This is a genomic window from Pseudooceanicola sp. DL12 (genome assembly GCF_056270665.1).
In genome coordinates this window covers 2437216-2457734 of record NZ_CM149884.1, presented here as the reverse complement: position 1 = coordinate 2457734, position 20519 = coordinate 2437216, and the positions used below count along the sequence as shown (strand labels likewise).

The following is a 20519-nucleotide window of genomic DNA, read 5'->3' as shown; positions in this document are numbered from 1 at the left end:
ATGCGCGCGGGCAACAGGAGAAAAGGCGGTAGCAGCCGCCGGGGCAGGTGCCCGGTGCAGTGCAAAACCGCAGAAGAAAGGGGTGTGCGTGGGACGCAATTTGTTTTCCGGACTTCTGCTGGGGTGCGTGCTGTCGGCTGCTGGCCTGGTGGTTCTGTCACAGATCCTGCCGTCGCGCAGCCTTGCCGCCCTGCCGGATCCGGAGGGCGCCGCGCCCAATCGCGAAGCAGCGCCCGTGGCCGGCCGCGCCGAGGTGTCGCCCGGATCCGAGTTTGCGCGGGGCAAGACCGACGGGCCGGTGATCCTGCCGGGGGGCGAGGCGACGCCGCCTGTCACGCTGGAACTGGTGCGGCCCGAGGGCGCAGGGCCGGATGGGCTGACGCTTGACGAGGCCTCGATCCGGAGCGCCGCCGTGCCGGAGACCGGGAACGCCGCCGGATTGAGCGATGCCCAGCTGCCGGCAAGCCGCCCGGGCAGCGGCGTGGAGCTGGGGCCGGTGACGCCGGTACCAGAGAATACTTTTGGGGCCGCGCTGACCGCCCCGGAGACGGAGGGCAGCCCTGAGGTGCCCCAGGCGCCCGATGCTCTGCCCGTTCCCGACGCATCGCAGCAGGAGGAGGCCCGTGCCGCAAATCCAGAGGCACCGGCTGGCTTTCCAAGCTCCGATCTGAGAGCGCTCGACAGCGCGCCGGACGTTGCCCCCCAGGTTGCGACCACATTGCCGCCGGTGCCGGCCGACCCGGACAGCGTGCCCGAATTGCCCGGCCAGATGACGCGCAAGGCGGCCGGCGCAGTACCGGCAATCGAAGCCAATGCCGAGCCTTTTGACAGGGCTGATGCGCGTCCGCGGATGGCCATCGTTCTGATCGATGGCGGGGACAGCAGCGTTGATAGAGCGGCGCTGCTGAACTTTCCTTATCCGCTGAGTTTTGCCGTCGACGTGGGGGGGGCGGAAGCCGCCGCCACCGCGAAAACCTATCGCGAGGCCGGCTTCGAGGTTCTGACGCGGGCGGGCCTGCCAGAGGGCGCCGGGGTGACAGAAGTGGACGCCGATGCCGACGCCTGGTTCTCGGTGATCCCCGGGTCCGTGGGGGTAATGGAGAAGGCGCCAGGCAGCCTTCAGATGGGCCGGGCTATGACTCAGACGCTTTCGGCGCGGCTGTTGCGCGACGGCTATGGTCTTCTGCTCTATCCCGTCGGGCAGAATGTGGATCGCAAGCTGGCGGTCAGGGACGGTGTGCCGGCGCGCACGCTCTTTCGCGACTTTGACCAGAACGGCGAGGACGCAGCCACGATCCGGCGGTTCCTGGACAACGCCGCGACAAGGGCCCAGGCCCGAGGCGGCGTCGTGATGGTGGGGCGTGTCCGCCCCGAGACGGTGCAGGCGCTGCTGACCTGGGCACTGGCCGAGCAGGCCGGTGAGGTACAGCTGGTGCCGGTATCGGGGGTGCTGACGGAAGGGGCTGAGGGGCGCTGACCTGCAAGCCAGCCTGGTGCAATGAAAAACGCCCCGGTCAGATGGCCGGGGCGTTTTCGTTTCAGGCTGGCTGCAGGCGTCAGCGGAACTGTGCGAGCACCGAGTTGAAGGCATCCTGATCCACGTTCAGGTCGGTCCGGCTACGGACGTCGTTGGCGTAGATCTGATAGACATCGTTGGTGATCGAGTTCGAGGCCTGCTGCTGGATCGAAGCGACCAGCTGCTTGGTCTGATCGGCGTCCGGATCGGGCTGGGCGATGCTGTCGAGGCGCACGATGACGACGGAGTCGAACCCATCGGTGATGGTCAGGGCGCCTTCTTCCATGCCGAAGACGACCTGGTTGAAGTCCTGCGGCATGCCGAGGGCGTTGCCGTTGCGGGTAATGTTGTTCAGCGTGGTGACGGGCACGCCCAGCCCCTGCATCGGCGTGCCGGCCTCGACCTGGGCAACAAGGCCCTCGGCCTGAGCCTGAAGGGCCTGCTGCGTTGCGTCGGCCGTCCAGTCCTCTGCCACCTGATCGCGCACCTCCTCGAAGGGGATGGGCGCGGCCGGGATGGTGGCGTCGAGGCGAAGGGCAAAGAGGCCACCGTCTTCCATCTGCGTCAGCTCGGGATAATCCTCGGCTTTGACGGCCTCTGCGGCAGAGGCAAACTCGTCATAGCCCGCGACGCCTTCGGACATGTCCGGCGACCAGTCGATCGTGCCGAGCTCCATGTCACTGTCCTCGGCCAGGTCCTCCAGCGTGGCGCCCCCGGCAAGCTCGTCCTCGATAGGCTCGACTTGCTGCTGAACCAGGCGGCGGGCCCCATCGGCGGCGAGATCCTCGCGGATCTGGTCGGCGGCGTCCTCGTAACTGGTGTTGTCTGCGGCCAGGATTCCGTTGATGCGGAAAAGGGCCGGCCCGAGATCTGTGTCCTCGGGGCCCACGACCGTGTCGGAGGCGGCGGCAAAGACATCCGGCCCGGCGGCTCCGAGATCGGCCTCGCTGACGTCGCCCAGGTCGATATCGGCCAGGTTCAGGCCGCGTTCCGCGACCAGGCCATCGAAATCGATCTCGCCCGAGTCGAGCCGCGCCTTCGCGGCGGTGGCGGCATCGTCATCCATGAAGATCAGCCGCTCGACCAGCCGGCGCTCGGGCACCTGGTATTCGTCGATACGCTCTTCGTACTGGTCCCGAATGGCCTGATCATCAACGGCCACGTCATCGATCACCATGTCCGGCGTCAGCAACGCATAGGTGATGCGCTTTTTCTCGGGGGCCGTGTAATCGTCGATATGGGCGTCGTACCAAGCCTTCAGGGTCGCATCGTCGGGCGCTGCGATCGGGGTCTCGAGGTCGTCTGCCTTGAGCGTGGCAACGGTGACGCTGCGCGTCTCGCCAACGTATTTTGCAAGCGTTTCCGCATAGATGTCGGGCATCGTCACGGCATTCACGACGGCGCCCTGCAGGACGGAGCGGCTGGTATCGTCACGCAGGCTCTCTTCGAATTCGCTTTCGCTCATGCCGGCGCGGTCGAGGGCAAAGTTGTAGGCATCGCGGGAGAAGTCACCGTCGGGACCGGCAAAGGCAGGCATCGCCACGATGGAATCGCGCACGGAGCCATCGCCGACCGAAACCCCGATGTCGTCGGCTTCCCCGTTCAGAGAGGCGCGGACGATCATGTCCGAGAGAACCTGGTTCGGGATCCCGAAGGCCTGGGCCTGATCGAAGGTGAGCTGGGTGCCGAGCTGCTGGCCGAGCTGGTTCATCCGGTTCTGCAACTCGCGGGCGTATTGCTGGATCGGCAGCTTCTGATCGCCCACCGTGGCGACATAGGCCATCGAACTGTCCAGGTTGATCGCACCGAACCCGCCGAGACCGATGATCAGCAGACCCAGAAGCGCCCAGATCAACGCCTTGGATTTCTTTTTCGCCATAGGGCGACCTCCGCATTTCGGATTACCTGTCAGAGACTTGCAGGCAGTCCTTATTCATTTGCTTGGTCATCGTGGGGCGCGCGTGCCCCCGATGGTCCGGGCCTTGTTAAAGCCTTGGCAGATTGGGGGCAAGCGGCGCCCGTTCACGCCTGAGACAGCGTGGTCAGCCGGTTGGCAAAACCCGCGATCCCTGCGACGTCGAGATTGGCGAAGGCGACCCGCATCTGGCGGGTGCCATCCGCGGCGCCGGCGGGATGGAACATCGTGCCGGGCAGCATCAGGACCCCGGCCGTGCGCACCAGCTCGGGCGCGAGGTCGGCCGAAGATTTCTCATAGGGATGAGAGAGATAGGCGAAATAGGCCCCGGCGGAATGCAGGGTCCAGCCGGCGGTGGCAAGCTGATCGCGGACGGCGAGCACCGCGGCGCGGCGGGCGAGGATCTCGGCCCGCTCTCCGGACAGCCATTGCGAGAGGTTCTCCATCCCCCAGAGCGCGGCGATCTGGCCGAGCTGCGGGGCGCAGATGGCAACGGTGTCCTGGAATTTCTCGATGTCGGCGAGCAGGGCCTCGGAGGCGACGACGGCCCCTGTGCGGTGGCCGGTGAGGCGATAAGCCTTTGAAAAGGAATAGAGATGGACCAGCGTGTCATCCCAGTCGGGATCGCCGAAGAGGTCGTGCGGCGCCTCGGATGAGGAATGGAAATCGCGGTAGGTCTCGTCGACGATCAGGCGGATGCCCCGGCTGCGGGCCAGATCGCGGAAGGCGGCAATCAGCGCCGGCGGATATTCCGTGCCCGCGGGGTTGTTCGGCGTGACCAGGACAATGGCGCGGGTCCGATCGGTGATCAGCGCGGCGGCACGCTCGGGATCCGGCATGAGATCGGCTTCGCAGGGCAGCGGAACGGCCCGTACCCCGGTCATGTCGAGCCACATTTTATGATTGAAATACCAGGGGGTTGGAAGGATAACTTCATCCCCTTCGGTGGTCAGCGCAGCCAGGGTCGCACAGAAGGCCTGGTTGCAGCCGGCAGTGATCGCCACCTGGGCGGGCGTGATCTCTCCGCCATAGGCGGCAGACCAGTCGGCGGCGATCCGGGCGCGCAGGCCGGGGTGGCCGAGGACGGGGCCGTAGAGGTGGGTTGCGGTGTCGGAAAGCGCCTCTTTCATGGCCTCGACGAGGGGCGCGGGCGGCGGCGCCACGGGGGCGGCCTGAGAGACGTTGATCAGCGGCCTTTCCGAGAAATCCACCCCCTCGATCCAGCGCCGCGCCTCCATCACGGGAGGGGCAAAAGTGGCGTCGGTACGGGTGAAATGGGTCATCGGCCAAGCCTCCGGAAACAAAGGATTCCAACGTCGGTATTACGTCGGTATTGCGTCGGTATCGCGGCGGTGCGAAATCGGCCTCCGGATGCCTTGAAAAGAGAGGCTATCAGCCCGGTCGGAGAAGGGAAAGACGCCGCCGCAACGGCGCGACATCTCCCTTTTCATCTTTCCCAAAATACGGCGGGGGAGTCCGCCGGAGGGGGACGGGGGCAGAGCCCCCCAGAACCGCCCTCAGCCGTGGATCTCGTCGAAGCTGACGCGGGCCGCGCGGATCTGCTCGTGGGCGCCCGCTGCCCAGTCGACCAGGGCCGCCATGGGCACCAGCGCCCGTTCCCCGAGCGCGGTGAGGGCATATTCCACCGATGGCGGCTTGGTGGGAAAGACCCTGCGCGAGACGAGGCCGTCACGTTCCAGCGTGCGCAGCGACTGCGTCAACATGCGTTTCGAGATGTCGCCCACCTCGCGCTGCAGGGCGGAGAAGCGATAGGGACGCTGCGACAGGGCAATCAGGATCAGCAGGCTCCACTTGTCGCCGATGCGCGAGAGCACGTCGCGCACCGGGCAGTTTGCCATGTCGAGACCGGCGGCGGGGTCCGAGTTCTCCGAGAAGGTGCGCAGCGTGGCGCGGGCGGCCGCGTCGAGGACGACGGGGTTACCCGGATGTTCCCTTGTCATGAAATAGTGCCTCCTTCACGGGATGAAATTGGTGGTCTACATCTGAGACCATACCCCAGAGAGAGACCGGCGGAAAGGCCCCGGTCGGGGAAAGACAAAGGACAAGACCATGAATGACAAGATTCTCGTGACCGGTGCCTCGGGCCAGCTGGGTGCCCTCGTCGTAAAGGCGCTGCTGAACCGTGTGCCGGCAAGCCAGATCGTGGCACAGGTGCGCCGTGAAGAGGCCGCCGCGTCGCTGAAGGCCGAGGGCGTCGAGGTGCGCATCGCCAATTACGACGACCTGGCGGGGCTGACGGAGGCCATGGCCGGTGTCGGACGGGTGCTGCTGATCTCGGGCAACGAGTTCGGCAAGCGCCTGGCCCAGCACACCAACGTGGTGGAGGCCGCCAAGGCTGCGGGCGTGACATACCTCGCCTATACTTCGGTGCTGAGGGCCGATACCTCGGAGCTGGCCGTGGCGCCGGATCACCTCGCCACCGAGAAGATGCTGGCCACGGCCGGTCTGCCCCATGGACTGCTGCGCAACGGCTGGTACACCGAGAACTATGCTGCCAGCGCTCCGGCCGCCGTCGAGCACGGTGCCATGATCGGCGCCGCGGGCAACGCGAGGATCTCTTCGGCGGCACGCGCAGATTTCGCGGAGGCGGCCGCGGCCCTGCTGACCCGGGAGGCGCCGGAAGACGGCGCCGTCTACGAGCTGGCCGGGAGCGAGACCTTTACCCTGACGGAATTCGCGGCGGCGGTGTCCGAGGTTTCGGGCAAGCAGGTGCCTTACGTGGACCTGAGCGAGGCCGAATACATCAAGGCGCTGGAAGGGGCCGGCCTGCCGACGCCGGTGGCGGAGCTGCTGGCCGTCAGTGACACCGCGGCCAAGCGCGGCGATCTGGAAGGCAGCGATGCCGACCTGAAGGCGCTGATCGGCCGTCCCTCGACACCGGTGCGCGAGGTGATCGCGGCGGCGCTCGGAGCGCGGTGACCCGAGGGCGGAGGAGGGGGCGCTGCCCCCTCTGACGCTGCGCGTCATTCACCCCCGGGATATTTCCGGCCAGATGAGAGAGCCGGGAAGCCCCTGGCGTGGGCGTGCCGAGATGAGAAAGGGCGCCGCCGGGAGACCGGGGCGCCCTTTTCGTGATCCTGTCGTCCCCTGCGGGCGGGCGGAGAGCCGTCAGCTGCGGTAGGGTTCGACGTATTGCAGCGCCATGTCCCAGGGGAAGAAGATCCAGGTGTCCTGGCTGACCTCGGTGATGTAGCTGTCGACCTGGGGCTTGCCCTTGGGCTTGGCATAGACCGTGGCGAAATGCGCCTTGGGATAGAGCGAGCGCACCAGTTCCAGGGTGCGGCCGCTGTCCACGAGGTCATCGATCACCAGGATGCCGGTGCCGTCGCCCATGATCGCGGCATCGGGGCTCTTGAGCACCACGGCCTCGGACTGGGTCTGGTGGTCGTAGCTCTTGACCGAGATCGTGTCGACGGTGCGGATGTCGAGCTCGCGCGCGATGATCATCGCGGGTGCCATGCCGCCGCGGGTGATCGCCACGACCGCGCGCCAGGCGCCGTCATCGGGGCCATGCCCGTCGAGACGCCAGGCCAGGGCCCGGGCGTCGCGGTGGATCTGGTCCCAGCTGATGTGGAAGCCTTTTTCATGGGGGAGACGGTCGGTCATGGGGCTCTCCTTTGACGCTCTGGTGGCGCGGGTTCAGGACTTGTCGATATCGGGAGCGTCGACGGCCTTCATGCCGACGATGTGATAGCCCGAATCCACGTGCAGGGTCTCGCCGGTCACGCCGGAGCCGAGATCGGAGAGCAGGTAGAGGGCGGACTTGCCGACATCCTCGATGGTCACGTTGCGCCGCAGGGGCGAGTTCAGCTCGTTCCATTTCAGGATATAGCGGAAATCGCCGATGCCCGAGGCCGCAAGCGTCTTGATCGGGCCGGCGGAAATCGCGTTGACGCGAATGCCATCCTTGCCGAGATCCTCGGCCAGGTATTTCACCGAGGCCTCGAGCGCCGCCTTGGCGACACCCATGACGTTGTAATGCGGCATGACCTGCTCGGCCCCATAGTAGGTGAGGGTGAGCATGGCGCCGCCCTCGGGCATCATCTTCTCGGCGCGCTGTGCGACGGCCGTGAAGGAATAGACCGAGATGTCCATGGTCATCGAGAAATTGCCGCGGCTGGTGTCGACGTAACGTCCGCGCAGCTCGTTCTTGTCGGAGAAGCCGATCGCGTGCACGATGAAGTCGATGGTGGGCCAGTCCTCGGCGAGGGCGGCGAAGGCGGCGTCGATCGACTCCTCCGAGGAGACATCGCAATCGTAGAGCTTGGTCACGCCGAGCTGTTCGGCCAGGGGCACGACCCGCTTCTTGAACTGGTCGCCCATATAGGTGACTGCCAGCTCTGCGCCGGCGTCCGCCAGCGCCTGGGCGATGCCCCAGGCGATGGATTTGTCATTGGCCAGGCCCATGATCAGCCCGCGTTTGCCTGCCATGAGAGTGTTCGCCATTCGCGCGCTCCGCCCTGTAATTTCCGGTCACAATCCTTTAGGCGATAGGTGTGGGCGCTTCAAGCCTGCCCGGAGACACCGAGCCACGAGATGAGCATATCGGCGCGCCTGCGGCGGCTGTATCGCTCTCTGGCGCGGGAAAACGGGCTGGGCGTGGTGTCCTGACCTGGCAGAAGCCCTGAACATAAGGAAGAGACGGCATGGCTGATCGGGATGGAATTTTCGCCGGAGACGACCCCTTCGTGATCGCCCGGCGCTGGCTGGCCGAAGCGGAAAAGAGCGAGCTGAACGACCCGAATGCGATTGCCCTGGCGACCGCGGATGAGTCAGGATTGCCGAATGTCAGGATGGTCTTGCTGAAAGACATACTGGAAGATGGGTTCGTATTTTATACTAACTACGAGAGCGCCAAGGCGCAGGAACTCGACGCGCGCGAAAAAGCCGCATTCGTGCTACATTGGAAGAGTTTGCGCAGACAAATAAGGGTTAGGGGCAGCGTTGAGCGCTATGACGGCGTAGAAGCTGACCTGTATTACGAATCACGTTCCCTGAAGTCTAGGCTGGGGGCGTGGGCTTCGCGTCAGTCCAGGCCGCTTGCCTCACGGGCGGATCTGATGGCGGAAGTCGCGAAGGTGACCGCGGTACAGGGGATGAAGCCGAAACGTCCCGCGTTCTGGGGCGGGTACAGGGTGACACCTGTCGAGATCGAGTTTTGGGCAGATGGTGCGTTCAGACTCCATGATCGTTTTCGCTGGACACGCGGCGAAAGTAGCGATGAATGGGATATTCAGCGCCTGAACCCGTAAAAGAGATGGGGTGGAGGACGGCGTAGTAGGAAATTTGGGACGGCAGGGGTTGGCCTGCCGAATGCAATGTGTTGTGCCGCCTGGGGATCATTGTGGCGGCCCGACTGGAAATAACGGGGTTAACATTGAATCAACAAGACGAAAGCGCCCGGACGCTCGACGGAACCGTGAAGTGGTTCGACCCGTCGAGAGGGTTCGGTTTTGTCGTCTCGGAGGAGGGAGGGCCCGATATTTTGCTGCACGCGAACGTGCTGCGGAATTTCGGCCAGAGCTCGGTGGCGGATGGCGCGAGAGTGAGAATTATCGCTCAGAAGACTCAAAGGGGTGTGCAGGCGATCGAAGTTCTGAGGATCGAGCCGCCCGAAGGCACCGGAACCGCGGTTCTGGAAGATTTCCGGATGCTGGATCCGGAGACGATCAAGTCGGTTCCTCTGGAACCCGCGCGGGTGAAATGGTTCGACAAGATCAAGGGATTCGGGTTTGCCAATGTGTTTGGCCGGCCTGAAGACATTTTCATTCATGTGGAAGTTCTGCGGGCCTCCGGGCTTGCCGACCTGGCGCCGGGCGAAGCCGTGGCGCTGCGCGTGATCGAGGGCAAACGGGGCCGCATGGCCACGGAAATATGTGCCTGGGAAGCCGCGATGCACTGAGGCGGCGACAGCCCCCAGCCCCCTGATACAGCCACAGCGAGGACCAGCCATGATTGCAGAACGCCTTTCGCGTCTCGCCATCCTCGCTGTCTGTGCGCAGACACTGACATTGACCCTGACCGCGCCGATGGCCCTGGCCGATTGCCGCGACGACCGGGTCGAGATTCGCGGCGACGCCGGCATCCAGCGCTTCCGCGTGGAGCTGGCCGAGACGGCCGCCGAACGGGCCCGTGGCCTGATGTTCCGCGAGACCATGCCCACAGGCGCCGGGATGCTGTTCATCTACGAGGCGCCGCAGCTGTCGACCAATTTCTGGATGCAGAATACACTGATCCCGCTGGATATTATCTTCATGGATGCCACCGGCACGGTGAAGACCGTGCAGGAGATGGCAAAGCCGCTCGACACCACGCCGCTGCCCGGAGGGCCGGGGATACAGTACGTGCTGGAGATCAATGGCGGGCTGGCAGAGCGCATGGGAATCGCGCCGGGAAGCGAGCTGCGGCATCCGTCGATCCTGCCGAGCCTGGCGGCCTGGCCCTGCGGCGACGATGCCGTGACACGGGAGCAGGAGCCGGGGGAAGAGGGCGCGCCCGGCGCGCAGGACACCCAGGCCGAGACGCCTGCGGATGCGGCGAGCCCCACGGCGGAGAGCAATGAAGCAGGGGCCGCCGGGAGCGCCCCGGAGGACCGGGGCGAAGAGCCGCCGGCCGCACCGCCACCGCCCGTGCCCCAGGTTACCGACCAGGAATTGCCGCCCGCGGGCGAGTGAAGCGGGCAATCGGACAGGATCCGGTGTTCTTTTGGCTTTCCAACCGCGTCGGGCTTCGCTAGAGACGAGCACGGTCCGGGGCGTAGCGCAGTCTGGTAGCGCACCTGTTTTGGGTACAGGGGGTCGTGAGTTCGAATCTCGCCGCCCCGACCACTTTCCGATATGTAGAGAGCATGCACCCCGCCAGGGGCGCCTGCATTTTGTGCAGAGCCTTCGGGCCGCGCGGTTTTGTCGCGGGGGCGCCGCTCGGGCGGATACCGCGCGCTGCATCGGTTCGCTGGCCGTTGTCGCTTGAGGGCGGGGCCCACAGGGGCAGCCCGGGCTTCGCGACAGCGGCTGTGCACGAACGCGACAGATCGGACACGCGGCTGTGAGGCTGCGTGACTTGCCGCGACCGGCCGTTGCGACACTCTATACCTGAGTGAAACAGAAAGGATTCGCATGACCGAGGGAAGAACCCGGCCAGGCCTCATGGATACGCAGGTGTATTATGGCATCGTCAGCCGGATTTTGCACTGGGCCATGGCGGCCCTGATCCTGTGGCAATTGCTCGGCATGGTGCTGAAGCTGCTGCTGGGCCGCCAGCCGGTGGTGGCCTTTTTCGTGGGGATGCATACCAGTGTCGGCACGCTGATCTTTGGATTGGTCCTGTTGCGGATCGTCTGGGCCTGGGTGAACCGGGGGCATCGTCCGGGGCATGGGGGCGGAGTGCTGGGACTGGCCGCGAAATCGGGCCACGTCCTGCTCTATGCGCTGATGGTGGCGGTGCCGGGCATGGGGCTGCTGCGCGGGTTTGGCGGCACGCGCCCCTTCGAGGTCTTTGGCTGGCAGCTGAGCGCGGGGCAGGCGGAGGCGGTGAGCTGGATGGTGGGACCGGCGAATGCGCTGCACGGACTGCTGGCCTGGGGGCTGCTGTTCGTGATCGCGGGCCACGTGGCGATGGCGCTGATCCACCAGTTCGTGATGCGTGACCGGCTGATGAAGCGGATGGCCTGATCCGGCGGAGAGGAGGGGGGCAGGGCCGCAGGCCCGCGCCCCCATATCTTGTGCGGCGGGGCGCGATTGGCGCGCAGCAGAACCGCGGGCGATTCCCTTTCGGCCCGCGCCGCTACCACATGTAGTGGGGAGCATAGCCCGTATACAGGCAATGTGGTGGCTTTTTGCGCAGATTAGTTAACGCGCCTTTACACAGGCCTCTGGGGATAACTTCAGGCAGAGCTTCAGATTTCCCGTCAAATTGCCTGAAAGAATTGAGTTTCTGAGCCCGGCGCCGGTTTTGATCAAAAGATCCGAGAATCGGCGGCTCTGTGGGTAATTTCGTCAATAGTCATTTTATGATTCTTTTGCGTTGACCATGCGGGGGCGAATACCCCAGATTGTGACGGCGAGCGGGATGCCCACTAGATATAGTGGCCCTGTCGGCACAGAGGACATTTTACCGTGAAACGTGATCGCCGGCGGTGCCGGTGATGTTGCGTCCCGGAGCGCCCCCGGCGCCCCGACCGATCCGCTTTGCCATGTTCCGCGACGCGCAGAAGGTCCGAACCGCCATGCTTCAACGGGCGGAGGGCCGGTCAGGCAGAGATTGTAGGGGCAATGCAATGAAGATCGACCGGAAGTTCACGACCGCGGGCAAGGATGCCTATGACGGGATCACCTTTGTCACCACGACGTCGGAGATCCGCAATCCCGATGGCACCACTGTATTCAAGCTCGACGCACTGGAAGTGCCGAAGAGCTGGAGCCAGGTCGCCTCGGACGTGATTGCGCAGAAGTACTTCCGCAAGGCCGGCGTGCCCTCCGCGCTGAAGAAAGTCCGCGAAAAGGACGTGCCGGAGTTCCTCTGGCGCTCGGTGCCCGAAGAGGGCGCGACGATGGGCGGCGAGACCTCCTCGAAGCAGGTCTTCGATCGGCTGGCGGGGGCCTGGACCTATTGGGGCTGGAAAGGTGGCTATTTCACCACCGAGGCCGACGCACGGGCCTATTTCGACGAGATGCGCCACATGCTGGCCACGCAGCGCGCGGCGCCGAACAGCCCGCAGTGGTTCAATACCGGGCTCCACTGGGCCTATGGCATCGATGGCCCGGGGCAGGGGCATTATTACGTCGACTTCAAGACCGGCAAGCTGACCCGCTCGAAATCGGCCTATGAACATCCGCAGCCCCATGCCTGCTTCATCCAGTCGGTGAAGGATGACCTGGTGAGCGACGGCGGCATCATGGATCTCTGGGTGCGCGAGGCGCGGCTGTTCAAGTACGGCTCGGGCACCGGCACCAACTTCTCGAGCCTGCGGGCGGCCAACGAGCCGCTGTCGGGCGGCGGCAAGTCCTCCGGCCTGATGGGGTTCCTGAAGATCGGCGACCGGGCGGCCGGGGCAATCAAGTCGGGCGGCACCACGCGGCGCGCGGCCAAGATGGTGATCGTCGATGCGGACCATCCGGACATCCAGGAATACATCAACTGGAAGGTGAAGGAGGAGCAGAAGGTTGCCTCCATCGTCGCCGGGTCCAAGATGCACGAGGAGAAGCTGAACGCGATCTTTGCCGCCATCCGCACCTGGGACGGCAGCACCGAGGATGCGGTGGATCCGGCCAAGAACCCGGGCCTGAAGACCGCGATCCGGGGCGCGAAGAAGACGGCGATCCCCGAGACTTACATCAAACGCGTGCTGGATTACGCCAAGCAGGGCTATTCCAGCATCGAATTCCCCACCTACGACACCGATTGGGACAGTGAAGCCTATGCCAGCGTGTCGGGTCAGAACTCCAACAACTCGGTGCGTGTCACGGATGCCTTCCTGAAGGCCGTGAAGGACGATGCCGACTGGGAGCTGATCCGGCGCACGGACGGCTCGGTTGCGAAGACCATAAAGGCGCGCGACCTGTGGGAAGACATCGGCCATGCCGCCTGGGCCTGCGCCGATCCGGGGATCCAGTACCATGACACCGTCAACGCCTGGCACACCTGCCCGGAAGACGGTGCGATCCGGGGCTCGAACCCCTGTTCCGAGTACATGTTCCTGGACGATACGGCCTGCAACCTGGCCTCGATGAACCTGCTGACCTTCCTGAAGGATGGCGAGTTCCAGGTGGATGACTATATCCACGCCACGCGTCTCTGGACGCTGACGCTGGAAATCAGCGTGACCATGGCGCAGTTCCCCTCCAAGGAAATCGCGCAGCTCTCCTATGATTTCCGGACGCTGGGTCTGGGTTATGCCAACATCGGCGGCCTGCTGATGAACATGGGCTTCGGCTATGACAGCGACGAGGGCCGGGCGCTCTGTGGCGCGCTGACCGCGATCATGACCGGCGTGGCCTATGCCACCAGCGCCGAGGTGGCAGGAGAGCTCGGGCCCTTCGCGGGCTACGAACGCAACGCCAAGCACATGCTGCGGGTGATGCGCAACCACCGCAACGCGGCCTATGGCGCCACCGAGGGCTATGAGGACCTGGCGATCAAGCCGGTGCCGCTCGACCTGGTGAACTGCCCCGATCCGAGCCTGACCAAGATCGCCATGGCGAGCTGGGACGAGGCGGTGCGCCTGGGCGAGAAGCACGGCTACCGCAACGCGCAGGCCACGGTGATCGCGCCCACCGGCACGATCGGCCTGGTGATGGATTGCGACACCACCGGCATCGAGCCCGATTTCGCGCTGGTGAAGTTCAAGAAGCTGGCCGGTGGCGGCTACTTCAAGATCATCAACCGCTCGGTTCCCGCCGCGCTCGACAAGCTGGGCTACAGCTCGGCCGAGATCGAGGAGATCATCAGCTATGCGGTGGGCCATGCCTCGCTCGGCAATTGCCCGGCGATCAACCATACCGCGCTGGTGGGCCATGGGTTCGGCCCGCGGGAACTGGAAAAGGTGGACGGCGCGCTGCAGGGCGCCTTCGACATCCGCTTTGTCTTCAACCAGTGGACACTGGGCGAAGCCTTCTGCCGCGAGACGCTGGGCATCCCGGCCGAGAAGCTGAACGATCCGTCCTTTGACCTGTTGCGGCACCTGGGCTTTACCCGCGCCGAGATCGAGGCCGCGAACGACCATGTCTGTGGCACGATGACCCTGGAAGGGGCGCCGCATCTGAAGACCGAGCACTACGAGATCTTCGACTGTGCCAACCCCTGCGGCAAGAAGGGCAAGCGCTTCCTGTCGGTGGACAGCCACATCACCATGATGGCGGCGGCGCAGAGCTTCATCTCGGGCGCGATCTCGAAGACGATCAACATGCCGAACGACGCCACGATCGAGGACTGCAAGGCCGCCTACGAGCTGTCCTGGAGCCTCGGCATCAAGGCCAATGCGCTCTATCGGGACGGCTCGAAGCTGAGCCAGCCGCTGGCCTCGGCGCTGGTGGAGGACGACGACGAGGCGGCCGAGATCCTGGAGACCGGCAGCCCGCAGGAAAAGGCCGCCGTGCTGGCCGAGAAGATCGTGGAGAAGGTGGTGATCAAGGAGATCGCCCGCGGCCGCGAGAAGATGCCCGAACGCCGCAAGGGCTATACCCAGAAGGCCATCGTGGGCGGGCACAAGGTGTACCTGCGCACCGGCGAATACGAAGGCGGCAAGCTGGGCGAGATCTTCATCGACATGCACAAGGAAGGCGCCGGTTTTCGGGCGATGATGAACAACTTTGCCATCGCGGTGTCGGTGGGCCTGCAGTACGGCGTGCCGCTGGAGGAATTCGTCGACGCCTTTACCTTTACCAAGTTCGAGCCCGCCGGGATGGTGCAGGGCAACGACAGCATCAAGAATGCAACTTCGATCCTCGACTACATCTTCCGGGAACTTGCCGTGTCTTACCTCGACCGCACGGACCTGGCTCATGTGAAACCGCAAGGCGCAACCTTCGATGATGTGGGCCGTGGCGTGGAAGAGGGCGTTTCGAACATCCAGGAGATGAGCGAGACGGCGGCAAGCAAGTCGCTCGAGGTGCTGAAGCACATCAGCTCCACCGGTTACCTGCGCAAGCGGGTTCCCCAGGAACTGATGGTGCTGAACGGCGGACTGGGTGACGTGGCGCAGATGGCTCCGGTCAAGGCGTCCGTCACCCAGACGACCAGCACGGCGATCAGCAGCACGACGGTGAGCGCGACCATGGGCATCGACGCCCGGGCAAAGGCCAAGATGCAGGGTTACGAGGGCGAGGCCTGCGGGGAATGCGGCAACTACACGCTGGTGCGCAACGGCACCTGCATGAAGTGCAACACTTGCGGCGGCACCTCGGGCTGCAGCTGATCGCGAAACGACATGGCACGTGATTACGACATCGGAGACCCCGGCGCCCCTGGTGCCGGGGTTTCCTCCGGACAGGAGCGCGAGGCGCGCATCGAGGCGCCGGAGGAGCTGACCGGGCTGGAACTGATCGCGGGGCAGGCCCGCGTGGAGGTCCTGGACCTGAGGCCGGACGGGGCAGGCGGGCTGGTTGCGCGGCTCTCCGGGGCGGCGTTGTCGAGGGTGCTCGACGCGGCCTTCGGGTCGGCAAGCCTCGAGCTCTGGGGGCAGGGTCGCGCGGCGCATCCGCTGGAGGTGACGGAGATCCACATGTCGGGCGACAGCTCGGAGGTGATGCTGGAGTTTGCCGGCTCGGCCCGGGCGCGGCACTGAGCCTCTGGGGCAGAGGGGGTGACGGCCGGCGACCAGGGCCCGTGCCATCGCAGGACGAGCTCCTCCCTGATCGCGGATGCGGGGAGGGCATGAGCGACGCGGTCTTCTGAACCGGCGGCAGGGCGCAGGGAATCACCCCCGGGGCACCGAGAGGCCGCCAAAGGCCGATTTCCGGGCCTTTGGGGTTCGGGAAAACCGTACAGGGAAATGCCCCGATTATACAGGAAACACCCTCAGTTTTCCGAAGAGGCCTGTGGATAAGTCGACCGACTCCGCAGGCCGGAAACGCTAGTCTTTACAGGCTGCTGCGGCACTTTGCCGGGGCGGCTGAGCAGAGGCAGGACGGCCCTAACCGCACATGCGGCGGGCCAGTTATGGAGTGTTTGATGGAGCTGATTGTCGGAACTACCCGTCTTCATCCGGTCGAACTTGAAATGACCGAAGAGGGTGTCGTGGCCGAGGTGACAGGCGAAGACCTGACCTCGGTGCTGAATGCCACCCACGGCGGTGGCATGTCGGTGGAGCTGTTCGGTGCGGGCATGCCCGCCCGGCCCATGTCGGTGGCCGAGATCCGCATGCACGGGGCCAGCAGCACGGTGACGCTGCTTTATGCAGGCGAGGCGGTGGTGCTGAACTGAGCCGCCATCGGCCGGCCCGAAAGCCGGCCAGAGACAGCCCCCCATGAAAAAGGCGCGTCCCGCGGGGCGCGCCTTTTCGTTGGTCCTGTCCCGGGCCGGGCTCAGTTGCCGGACACGGCCTCTTCCGTGGCCAGGGCATCGGCGGCGGCCTCGTCGCGCTTGGCGCGCAGCAGGGCCACGGATTCATCCACCAGGACGCGGAGCTCGGCAAAGGCCACGTCGATCGCCTTGGTGATCATGTCGTCGGAATTGGCCTCGATCTTGCTCATGGTGCGGTTGAGTTGCTCGAGCTGCTGTTCAATGGCGTCGAGCTTGACCGAGAGCGTGCCTGTGACATTGGCCGAGACGGTGTCTGCGGTGTTGTTTTCAGCGGCGGCGGCGAGAGTGGCGATGTCCTGGCGGGTGCCGGCCAGCTGATCGCGCAGCTCGGTGACCTCGTCCTTGACCGGGGCGAATTGCTGAACCGTGTCGGCGACGTTGTCCGAGACTCCCTCGGCGGAATCCATCACCAGCCATGCGAGAAAGAGGGCGATGATGACGAGGATGAGCGTGGCGTTGAAAAGGGCGAGAAACAGGTTCCAGATCGTCCTGCCCAGGCTGCGGTCTTTCATGTGTGTCCCCCGGATTCCACTGACACGTCAAACTTGCATTGGCGGTGTCGCTTCGCAAGTGCTGAACCGCGGGAAACCTCGCGCGGCGAGAAGGTGAGCAGACTGACGGACGGGAAGAGCCGAAGACCGTGGCATTGGCGCCGCCGAACCGGGAAAAATCGCCACGGCGGGGCAGCGGTGGTTTCGTTTGGTTAATATTGGAGTACCATGGCCCGCAAATTATGCCCTTTTCAGGAGACAGAACCTTGCTGCGCATGATCTATTCCCTTCTCGCCTACCTGCTGGCCAATGCGGCGGGTCTTCTCATTGCCATCCTGCTGCTGCCCGGTTTTACCTGCGGCATCTGGCCCTTTGCTCTGGCCGTTGGGCTGTTCTCGCTGATCCAGGTGATCCTGCAACCGCTGCTGACGAAGATTTCCTTCAAGTACATCCCGCAACTGCAGGGTGGTGTGGCGCTGGTGACGATCATGGTCTGCCTGATCATCCTGGACGTCCTGATGCCTGGCCTGTCGATCGGCGGCATTTCCAACTGGCTGGCGGCAACCCTGCTGATCTGGCTGGGCAGCCTGATCGCGGCGATCCTGCTGCCGATCTACGTGTTCAAGGAACTGGTCGACAGCCGCCGCCCGGAAATCAAGCTCTGAGATCCGGCGCCCCGGCGCAGCAGTCCTATGATATCGTCAAGGTTGAGCCGCCCTCGGGCGGCTCTTTCCTTTTGGGGATTGGTGCATCGGGCAGGTGCAGCTATCCTTCCCAAGGGGAATATGCCGCCGGGAGGGACGGATGCAGGAGGAGACACCGGAGGATGAATTCGAGGCGGTCGTGCGGCGCCTGGCGCAATACGAGTTTGCCTGGGACATCGAACGGGCGCTGGAATTCGCGCTCTTCCGCACCTATGCGGTGCCGTCGATTTCCGGCCTGCTGGTGCGCACAGGAAAGTTCGAGGCCGCGCCGCAACAACGCTATGACGACACCGAGCTGCTGCTGGCGGAGCCCGGTGAACACGGGCTCGACAGCGCGCGGGGCCAGGCGGCCATCGCCAGGATCAACGCGATCCACGGGCGCTTCCGGATTGCCAACCAGGACATGCTCTATGTGCTGAGCACCTTCGTGCTGGAGCCGATCCGCTGGGTCGGACGCTATGGCAAGCGGCCCTTCACGGAGGAGGAGGAGCAGGCCTGGGTCGCATATTACAGGGCGCTCGGGACGCGGATGGGGATCTCGGACATTCCCGAAACACTGGAAGGTTTCGAGCAATTGAACCGGCGGATCGAGGCCGAGCGGTTCCGCCCCGCCGAGAGCAACCGCCGGATCGGAGATGTCACGCTCGATCTGTTGCTGGGGTTCTACCTGCCGAAGATGCTGTTTCCGATTGGGCGGCCTGTGGCACGCTGTTTCATGGATGCGCCGCTGCTGGAGGCCATGGGGTATCCCGAACCGCCCGCCTGGTTGCGGGGGCTGGTGCGGGGGGGCATGCGGGCGCGGGCGGCGGTGCTGCGGCTGTTGCCGGCGCGCCGGCGGCCGGTGCGGATCACCGGGCGACGGATCCGCAGTTACCCGGGCGGCTACATGATCGACCAGCTGGGCAATGGGCCGGCCGCGGATGCCGCAGAGTGAGGCGCCGCCGCCGCGCCTGTCACGGGACCCGTTCGCCGAGGGCCCCCGCCGCTGGTCAGCGCCCACGGGATATGCGAAGGCGGAAAAAGGCCTTGCGCCGGGTACGTGGGCCTTTGCCAGGGGAGACCAGAGTTGAGCAAGCCGCTGGAGCGGATCCGATCCCTCTATGAAGATGACACGCCCGAGGCGCACCGCTTTCGCTACGGGCTGCTGATCTTCGACCTGATCACGATCACCTTCGTGGTGATCACCTCCTTCCTGCCGCCGAACCTCCTGGTGGAGAAGATGGACCTCGTCTTCGGGGTGCTGATCCTGACGGATTTCGTGGTGCGGATGATCCTCGAGAAGGACAGGCGCAGTTACCTGACGAGGCCCGCGAACTGGGCGGATATCGCCTCGGTGCTGTCCTTCCTGGCGCCGATCGCCGGCGAGGGTTTCGGCTTTCTCAGGGTGCTGCGCACGCTGCGGCTGCTGCACACCTATCAGACTGCGGACCGGCTGCGGCAGGATTTCCCCTATTTCCGGGCCCATGAAGAGGTGATCATGGCCTCGATCAACCTGGGCGTCTTTCTCTTTGTCATGACGGGGCTGATCTACGTCAGCCAGGTGCACGTCAATCCCGAGATCCAGAACTATGCCGACGCGCTCTATTTCACCGTCACCACTCTGACCACCACGGGGTTCGGCGACATCACCCTGATGGGCGAGGGCGGGCGCATTCTGTCGGTGGTGGTGATGATCTTTGGCGTGACGCTGTTTCTGCGTCTGCTTCAGGTACTGTTCCGGCCAACCAAGGTGCGCGAGGAATGCCCGCAATGCGGGTTGCTGCTGCATGATCCGGACGCGGTGCACTGCAAGCACTGCGGGGCGACGATACACATCCGGACGGAAGGCGAGCTCTGACGGGCAAAATGTTGCCGTTGCGGAACCCCGGGGGCCGTCCGGACGTTCAGTCGGAGTGCCCGGGGCCCCGGGTACGTCATCTGACATAGCTGAAAGAGCCTTTCGTGACGACAGACCTGCCGCCAAAAGATCCCATTACCGAGAAACCGACCGGCGAGGGAGAGGCCCCGGACGTCGAGGAACTGGAGCAACACCTGCCCTCGACCGCCGCCGCCGTGCACGAGGTCATCCGCCGCGAGGGCGACAAGGAACTGGAGCGCGACGTGATGGCGCTGCTCTGGTCCGCGATCGCCGGCGGGATCACAATGAGCACCTCGCTGATGGCGCGTGGCCTGTTGCAGGCCAACCTGCCGCCCACCGACTTCGGCTTCCTGATCGAGGCCGTGGGCTATACCGTCGGTTTTGTCTTCGTGATCTGCGCCGGGCAGCAGCTGTTCACCGAGAACACGGTGACCCCGGTGCTGCCCTTCATGTCGAAGCCCTCGGCGCGCAATTTCCTGCGCCTGCTGCGGCTCTGGGGGACGGTGCTGCTGGGCAATACCATCGGCGGCCTGGTGGCTGCCGCGGTCTTTGTCTGGTTGCCGGTGTTCCCGGCGGATGTGCACGAGGCCTTCCGCGAGATCGGCCATCACCTGCTGGAAAAACCCGCCGGGCAGATGTTTGCCGGCGGCATCATCTCGGGCTGGGTGATCGCGACGCTGGTCTGGGCGATGTATGCCACGCCGGAGGCCAAACTGCCGCTGATCTTCGTGGCGACCTACCTGATCGCGGTAGGAGATTTCCCGCACGTGATCGTGGGCACGGTCGAGGTGGGCTATCTGCTGCTGCAGGGACAGGCCGGCCTTGGCGAGGCGGTGCTGGGCTTCTGGCTGCCGACGCTGGCGGGCAACGTGGTGGGGGGCACCTTCATCTTTGCCCTGATCAGCCACGCCCAGGTGCGCGCGGACGTGAACAACGTGAAAAAGCGCAAGCGTCGCAAGCTGGAGGCCCGCCGCAAGGCGCGCATGGGCTGAGCGCG

At 64.9% G+C, this 20519-nt stretch carries 19 protein-coding genes and 1 tRNA gene; 14 read left to right on the top strand and 6 right to left on the bottom strand.

Features of this window, described 5'->3' with window-relative positions; genetic code table 11:
• Nucleotides 1–100: 100 nt before the first annotated feature.
• A complete protein-coding gene (locus tag AC0WR5_RS11490) occupies nt 101–1477 on the top strand; it encodes a divergent polysaccharide deacetylase family protein (protein WP_475863244.1) in 1377 nt (458 codons plus the stop codon).
• A 79-nt stretch (nt 1478–1556) separates the two neighbouring features.
• Here AC0WR5_RS11490 and AC0WR5_RS11485 read toward each other — a convergent pair whose 3' ends face one another.
• From AC0WR5_RS11485 to AC0WR5_RS11475, 3 genes are all read right to left on the bottom strand, one after another.
• Nucleotides 1557–3395: a SurA N-terminal domain-containing protein gene (locus AC0WR5_RS11485; RefSeq protein ID WP_475863243.1), complete on the bottom strand. Its 1839-nt coding sequence runs from the start codon at nt 3393–3395 to the stop codon at nt 1557–1559.
• A 143-nt stretch (nt 3396–3538) separates the two neighbouring features.
• Nucleotides 3539–4714, bottom strand: coding sequence for an aminotransferase (locus tag AC0WR5_RS11480; protein ID WP_475863242.1), 1176 nt, complete (start codon nt 4712–4714; stop codon nt 3539–3541).
• A gap of 234 nt (nt 4715–4948) precedes the next feature.
• A complete protein-coding gene (locus AC0WR5_RS11475; protein WP_475868986.1) occupies nt 4949–5290 on the bottom strand; it encodes a winged helix-turn-helix transcriptional regulator in 342 nt (113 codons plus the stop codon).
• A 211-nt stretch (nt 5291–5501) separates the two neighbouring features.
• On the opposite strand from AC0WR5_RS11475, the gene AC0WR5_RS11470 reads away from it, so the two are divergent.
• The gene (locus AC0WR5_RS11470) at nt 5502–6371 is read left to right on the top strand and encodes an SDR family oxidoreductase (protein WP_475863241.1); all 870 of its coding nucleotides are present in this window, start codon (nt 5502–5504) and stop codon (nt 6369–6371) included.
• A 189-nt stretch (nt 6372–6560) separates the two neighbouring features.
• Here the strand turns inward: AC0WR5_RS11470 and gpt are convergent, their stop codons facing one another.
• Complete coding sequence (gene gpt, locus AC0WR5_RS11465; protein ID WP_475863239.1) at nt 6561–7058, bottom strand: xanthine phosphoribosyltransferase; 498 nt, start codon at nt 7056–7058, stop codon at nt 6561–6563.
• Between the two features lie 33 nt (nt 7059–7091).
• Nucleotides 7092–7898 (bottom strand): enoyl-ACP reductase FabI, encoded by an 807-nt coding sequence (gene fabI / locus AC0WR5_RS11460; RefSeq protein ID WP_475863237.1) that lies wholly within the window; start codon nt 7896–7898, stop codon nt 7092–7094.
• Between the two features lie 200 nt (nt 7899–8098).
• Between fabI and pdxH the strand changes: the two genes are divergently transcribed.
• The 8 genes from pdxH to AC0WR5_RS11420 all read left to right on the top strand — a co-directional run bounded on the left by pdxH (nt 8099) and on the right by AC0WR5_RS11420 (nt 16370).
• Nucleotides 8099–8704, top strand: a complete 606-nt coding sequence (gene pdxH / locus AC0WR5_RS11455) for a pyridoxamine 5'-phosphate oxidase (protein WP_475863235.1) — start codon at nt 8099–8101, stop codon at nt 8702–8704.
• A 125-nt stretch (nt 8705–8829) separates the two neighbouring features.
• Nucleotides 8830–9354, top strand: a complete 525-nt coding sequence (locus AC0WR5_RS11450) for a cold-shock protein (RefSeq protein ID WP_475868984.1) — start codon at nt 8830–8832, stop codon at nt 9352–9354.
• 49 nt (nt 9355–9403) lie between these two features.
• Nucleotides 9404–10126, top strand: coding sequence for a DUF192 domain-containing protein (locus AC0WR5_RS11445; protein ID WP_475863234.1), 723 nt, complete (start codon nt 9404–9406; stop codon nt 10124–10126).
• 76 nt (nt 10127–10202) lie between these two features.
• A tRNA-Pro gene (locus AC0WR5_RS11440) sits at nt 10203–10279 on the top strand.
• 318 nt (nt 10280–10597) lie between these two features.
• A complete protein-coding gene (locus AC0WR5_RS11435; protein WP_475863232.1) occupies nt 10598–11122 on the top strand; it encodes a cytochrome b in 525 nt (174 codons plus the stop codon).
• Between the two features lie 605 nt (nt 11123–11727).
• Nucleotides 11728–15363, top strand: coding sequence for a vitamin B12-dependent ribonucleotide reductase (locus AC0WR5_RS11430; RefSeq protein ID WP_475863231.1), 3636 nt, complete (start codon nt 11728–11730; stop codon nt 15361–15363).
• A 12-nt stretch (nt 15364–15375) separates the two neighbouring features.
• Nucleotides 15376–15732 (top strand): hypothetical protein, encoded by a 357-nt coding sequence (locus AC0WR5_RS11425; RefSeq protein WP_475863229.1) that lies wholly within the window; start codon nt 15376–15378, stop codon nt 15730–15732.
• A gap of 386 nt (nt 15733–16118) precedes the next feature.
• The gene (locus tag AC0WR5_RS11420) at nt 16119–16370 is read left to right on the top strand and encodes a hypothetical protein (protein WP_475863228.1); all 252 of its coding nucleotides are present in this window, start codon (nt 16119–16121) and stop codon (nt 16368–16370) included.
• Nucleotides 16371–16471: 101 nt separating this feature from the next.
• On the opposite strand, the gene AC0WR5_RS11415 is transcribed toward AC0WR5_RS11420, so the two are convergent.
• Nucleotides 16472–16981: a hypothetical protein gene (locus tag AC0WR5_RS11415; protein WP_475863227.1), complete on the bottom strand. Its 510-nt coding sequence runs from the start codon at nt 16979–16981 to the stop codon at nt 16472–16474.
• Between the two features lie 254 nt (nt 16982–17235).
• Between AC0WR5_RS11415 and AC0WR5_RS11410 the strand changes: the two genes are divergently transcribed.
• From AC0WR5_RS11410 to AC0WR5_RS11395, 4 genes are all read left to right on the top strand, one after another.
• Entirely contained in the window at nt 17236–17625 is a 390-nt protein-coding gene (locus AC0WR5_RS11410) for a phage holin family protein (RefSeq protein WP_475868982.1), read from the top strand.
• A gap of 139 nt (nt 17626–17764) precedes the next feature.
• Complete coding sequence (locus AC0WR5_RS11405) at nt 17765–18598, top strand: oxygenase MpaB family protein (RefSeq protein WP_475863226.1); 834 nt, start codon at nt 17765–17767, stop codon at nt 18596–18598.
• Between the two features lie 132 nt (nt 18599–18730).
• The gene (locus AC0WR5_RS11400) at nt 18731–19501 is read left to right on the top strand and encodes an ion transporter (protein ID WP_475863224.1); all 771 of its coding nucleotides are present in this window, start codon (nt 18731–18733) and stop codon (nt 19499–19501) included.
• A 104-nt stretch (nt 19502–19605) separates the two neighbouring features.
• Entirely contained in the window at nt 19606–20514 is a 909-nt protein-coding gene (locus AC0WR5_RS11395; protein ID WP_475863222.1) for a formate/nitrite transporter family protein, read from the top strand.
• Nucleotides 20515–20519 lie beyond the last annotated feature (5 nt).

Coding starts and splice junctions, on each gene's coding strand:
- AC0WR5_RS11485 (WP_475863243.1), bottom strand. CDS start 3,395: ATGGCGAAAAAGAAATCCAAGGCGTTGATCTGGGCGCTTCTGGGTCTG.
- AC0WR5_RS11480 (WP_475863242.1), bottom strand. CDS start 4,714: ATGACCCATTTCACCCGTACCGACGCCACTTTTGCCCCTCCCGTGATG.
- AC0WR5_RS11475 (WP_475868986.1), bottom strand. CDS start 5,290: ATGGCAAACTGCCCGGTGCGCGACGTGCTCTCGCGCATCGGCGACAAG.
- AC0WR5_RS11470 (WP_475863241.1), top strand. CDS start 5,502: ATGAATGACAAGATTCTCGTGACCGGTGCCTCGGGCCAGCTGGGTGCC.
- gpt (WP_475863239.1), bottom strand. CDS start 7,058: ATGACCGACCGTCTCCCCCATGAAAAAGGCTTCCACATCAGCTGGGAC.
- fabI (WP_475863237.1), bottom strand. CDS start 7,898: ATGGCGAACACTCTCATGGCAGGCAAACGCGGGCTGATCATGGGCCTG.
- pdxH (WP_475863235.1), top strand. CDS start 8,099: ATGGCTGATCGGGATGGAATTTTCGCCGGAGACGACCCCTTCGTGATC.
- AC0WR5_RS11445 (WP_475863234.1), top strand. CDS start 9,404: ATGATTGCAGAACGCCTTTCGCGTCTCGCCATCCTCGCTGTCTGTGCG.
- AC0WR5_RS11435 (WP_475863232.1), top strand. CDS start 10,598: ATGGATACGCAGGTGTATTATGGCATCGTCAGCCGGATTTTGCACTGG.
- AC0WR5_RS11430 (WP_475863231.1), top strand. CDS start 11,728: ATGAAGATCGACCGGAAGTTCACGACCGCGGGCAAGGATGCCTATGAC.
- AC0WR5_RS11425 (WP_475863229.1), top strand. CDS start 15,376: ATGGCACGTGATTACGACATCGGAGACCCCGGCGCCCCTGGTGCCGGG.
- AC0WR5_RS11420 (WP_475863228.1), top strand. CDS start 16,119: ATGGAGCTGATTGTCGGAACTACCCGTCTTCATCCGGTCGAACTTGAA.
- AC0WR5_RS11415 (WP_475863227.1), bottom strand. CDS start 16,981: ATGAAAGACCGCAGCCTGGGCAGGACGATCTGGAACCTGTTTCTCGCC.
- AC0WR5_RS11410 (WP_475868982.1), top strand. CDS start 17,236: ATGATCTATTCCCTTCTCGCCTACCTGCTGGCCAATGCGGCGGGTCTT.
- AC0WR5_RS11405 (WP_475863226.1), top strand. CDS start 17,765: ATGCAGGAGGAGACACCGGAGGATGAATTCGAGGCGGTCGTGCGGCGC.